3 protein-coding genes are annotated in these 3059 nt (G+C 72.9%); 1 reads left to right on the top strand and 2 read right to left on the bottom strand.

Annotation, left to right across the window (positions count from 1 at the left end):
- Positions 1-58: 58 nt before the first annotated feature.
- On the bottom strand, positions 59-1231 hold the full coding sequence (locus ACSNOK_RS32090; protein ID WP_436784311.1) for a serine hydrolase domain-containing protein: 1173 nt from the start codon (positions 1229-1231) through the stop codon (positions 59-61).
- A 239-nt stretch (positions 1232-1470) separates the two neighbouring features.
- Between ACSNOK_RS32090 and ACSNOK_RS32085 the strand changes: the two genes are divergently transcribed.
- Entirely contained in the window at positions 1471-2103 is a 633-nt protein-coding gene (locus tag ACSNOK_RS32085; RefSeq protein WP_436784310.1) for an alpha-ketoglutarate-dependent dioxygenase AlkB, read from the top strand.
- Between the two features lie 51 nt (positions 2104-2154).
- On the opposite strand, the gene ACSNOK_RS32080 is transcribed toward ACSNOK_RS32085, so the two are convergent.
- A partial coding sequence (locus tag ACSNOK_RS32080; protein ID WP_436784309.1) for a PrsW family glutamic-type intramembrane protease occupies positions 2155-3059 on the bottom strand: 905 nt, incomplete at its 5' end.

Below are 3059 nucleotides of genomic sequence, written 5' to 3'. Positions count from 1 at the left end.
GAGGGGGCGGGGCGGGCGTCTCGCGCCGCTGCCCCGCCCCCTGACCACCGGTGAAGGCTCAGCTCTTGGCGCAGAACTCGGCCGGGAACATGTCGTCGTACGGCTTGCCGTCCTCCAGCCAGTCGCCGTTCATCTGGAAGGTCAGCGCGTGCTTGCCGTCCCGGGTGGCGGCGGTGCTGGTGAGCGAGCCCCAGACGATGCCGTCGTGGCCGTAGACCTTCACGCCGCAGGACAGCGAGCGGACGATCATGCCGAGCCCGTACTCGAAGGGCTGGCCGGTCTTGACGGTGGTGAGCATGGCGTCGAGCTGCTTCTTGGGGAAGAGCTTTCCGCGCAGCAGGGCGCTGAAGAAGCGGTTGAGGTCGCCGGTGGTGCTGATGACCTCGCCGGTGGCGCCGGACCAGGCCGGGTTGTACTCCGTGGCGTCGTAGATCTCGGGGCCGGGCTTCTCGGCGTAGAGCTTGGAGTAGCCGACGGCGTGCGGGGCGGGCATCTTGGGGTCGGTGCCGGGGAAGGTCGTCTCGCGCAGGCCCAGGGGCTTGACGATGCGCCGCTCGGCCTCGCGGGCCCAGGGGTTGCCGGTGGCCTTCTCGATGATCATGCCGGCGATGACGAACCCGGTGTTGGAGTAGTGCCAGCCGCCGCCCGGCGCCCAGTAGGGCGGGTACTTCAGGCCCATGGCGACGATCTGCTCGGGCGAGCGGTACTCGTAGCGGTGCTTGAGGAAACCGGGGCCGTTCATGTACTCCCGCCACTCCGGGGTCTCCACCATGTCGTGGACGCCGCTGGTGTGGTTGAGGAGCTGCCGGATGGTGATCTTGTTGCCGTCGTAGCCATTGCCCTGGAGGAGCCCCGGGAGCCAGCGCTCCACGGAGTCGTCGAGGCGCAGCTTGCCCTCGGCCTCCAGCTGGAGGATGACGGTGGTGACGAAGGTCTTGGTGATGCTGCCGGCCCGGATGTGGTCCTGGGCGGTGCGCTTGCGCTGGGTGGAGGTGTCGGCGTAGCCGGCGGAGCCGAACCATTCACCGTCCGGGCCCAGGGTGCCGGCGACGACGCCCGGCATCCCGGCGGCGTGCAGCGCGTTCAGGCCCTGCTGCGTCTGCTGGTGCGTTCCCTTGGTCTCCGCGGCGGGCGCCGCGGTCGCGGGGCCGGTCAGGGCCGCGGCGCCGACCGCCAGGGCGGCGGTGAATCCGAGGGCCTTGCCACGTATCCGGAGTGAGAGCTTCGGCATTGCACATCCTCGCCGTCCCGTCACCGTGGGGGGTGACGTCGGAAAATGATCATGGGCGAGTGAAGTATAGGTAAAGAGATGGCCCGCAAAGCGGCGATTTCAGGCCACTTCGGCGGCGGGTGCGCTAGCGCGAACGGCCGCCCTCCCCCACCTGCACCCGATGCGGCCGGAACCCGCGGCAGAACCCGTCGAACCGGGCCAAAAATAGATATGTCGCTTACGCGACGTACGGTGGAAAGATGGCCATACCCCTCCAGGGCTCGCTCTTCGACGTGGCGGACGACATCCGCCTCGCGCGCCCGCTCGCCGAGGCCCGCCGGACCGAGCTGGGGTCCGGCGCCTGGATCGACGTGCTCCCCGGCTGGCTGAGCGGCTCCGACCTGCTGTTCGAGGCGCTGCTGACCGGCGTCCCGTGGCGCGCCGAGCGGATGCGCATATACGACGACGAGGTGACGATGCCCCGGCTGCTGGCCCACTACGGCGAGGGCGACGAGCCGCCGCACCCGGCGCTGGCCGCGGCCCGGGACGCGCTGGACGCGCATTACGCGACCGGGCCCGCCGAGCGGTTCCGCACCCTCGGGCTGTGCCTCTACCGCGACGGCCGGGACAGCGTCGCCTGGCACGGCGACCGCCGGGGCCGGGGCGCCACGCAGGACACGATGGTCGCGATCCTGTCCCTCGGCGAACCGCGACCGCTGCTCCTCCGGCCGCGCGGCGGCGGCCCGGCCCGCGTCCGCCGTCCCGTCGGCCACGGCGACCTGCTCGTGATGGGCGGCAGTTGCCAGCGCACCTGGGACCACTCGATACCGAAGACCGCCCGGGCGGTCGGGCCCCGGATCAGCGTGCAGTTCCGGCCGAGCGGCGTGGGCTGAGCGGACCGCGCGGGTCACGCGCTCCGGCACCGGCGGACGCGCCCTGGCAGCTCACCGCCGGCGCCGGCCCTCCCGGGCCCAGGACAGCAGCCAGACCGCCCCGGCCAGTGCCACCAGCAGCAGTCCGCCGTCGGACAACAGCGTGTACAGGTGCTTCTGCCGGTCGGTGGGGCGGGGCAGGTAGCCGTACTCGAAGAGGGCGCGTCCGGCGTCGTCGGCGGTGAGCCGGTACACGAGCCAGACGGCGATCGCGGCGACCGCCTCCCAGAGCGCGTGCAGCGCCGTCACGCCCAGGCCGACGGCCACGACCCGGCCGGTGAGGCGAAGCCGCCCGTCATCGCGGCGGGCGCCGAGCAGCGCGCCGCCGAGGAGCGCCGTCCAGAGTCCGTGCCCGAGCGGCGCGAGGATCCCGCCCAGCACCTGGGTCTCGACCAGGCCGCGCAGGGAGATGGTGCCGCGCACGGTGAACAGGGCGTCGACGGCGGATCCGCAGCTCTCGAACGCGCCGAAGCCGAAGCCGACCGCCGCGCCCAGCACCAGACCGGCCCGGACGCCCCGGACCGCGCGGTGCCGCCGTACCAGCAGGACGAGCGCCAGGGCCTTGGCGGCCTCCTCGGCCAGGGCGACGCCGAGAAAGAGGGGGACGGAGGGGTGCAGCAGGCGGTACTCCGGTACGGAGGCGGCGAGCATGCCGAGGGCCCCGCCCGCGGCGGCGCAGCCGAGCGGCAAGTCGGCGCCGAGCCGGGACCCGTACCGTTCGCGGGCCCACAGGACGTAGCAGACGGGGGCGAGGAAGCTGCCCAGGAGGATCAGGGTGGGCAGGAGGCCGGTGTTCTCGGTGGCGCAGGTGACGAGGACGGCGGCCGACCACAGGAGCAGTCCCCCGCCCAGGCAGAGCGCCCACGGCCGCGGTGGCGCCCCGGACGGCGGTGGGCCGGGGGGCGGTCTCTTATACA

The organism is Streptomyces sp. URMC 126, from assembly GCF_051386555.1.
Classification (GTDB): Bacteria; Actinomycetota; Actinomycetes; order Streptomycetales; family Streptomycetaceae; genus Streptomyces.
This window is presented reverse-complemented; position numbering and strand designations above follow the sequence as displayed.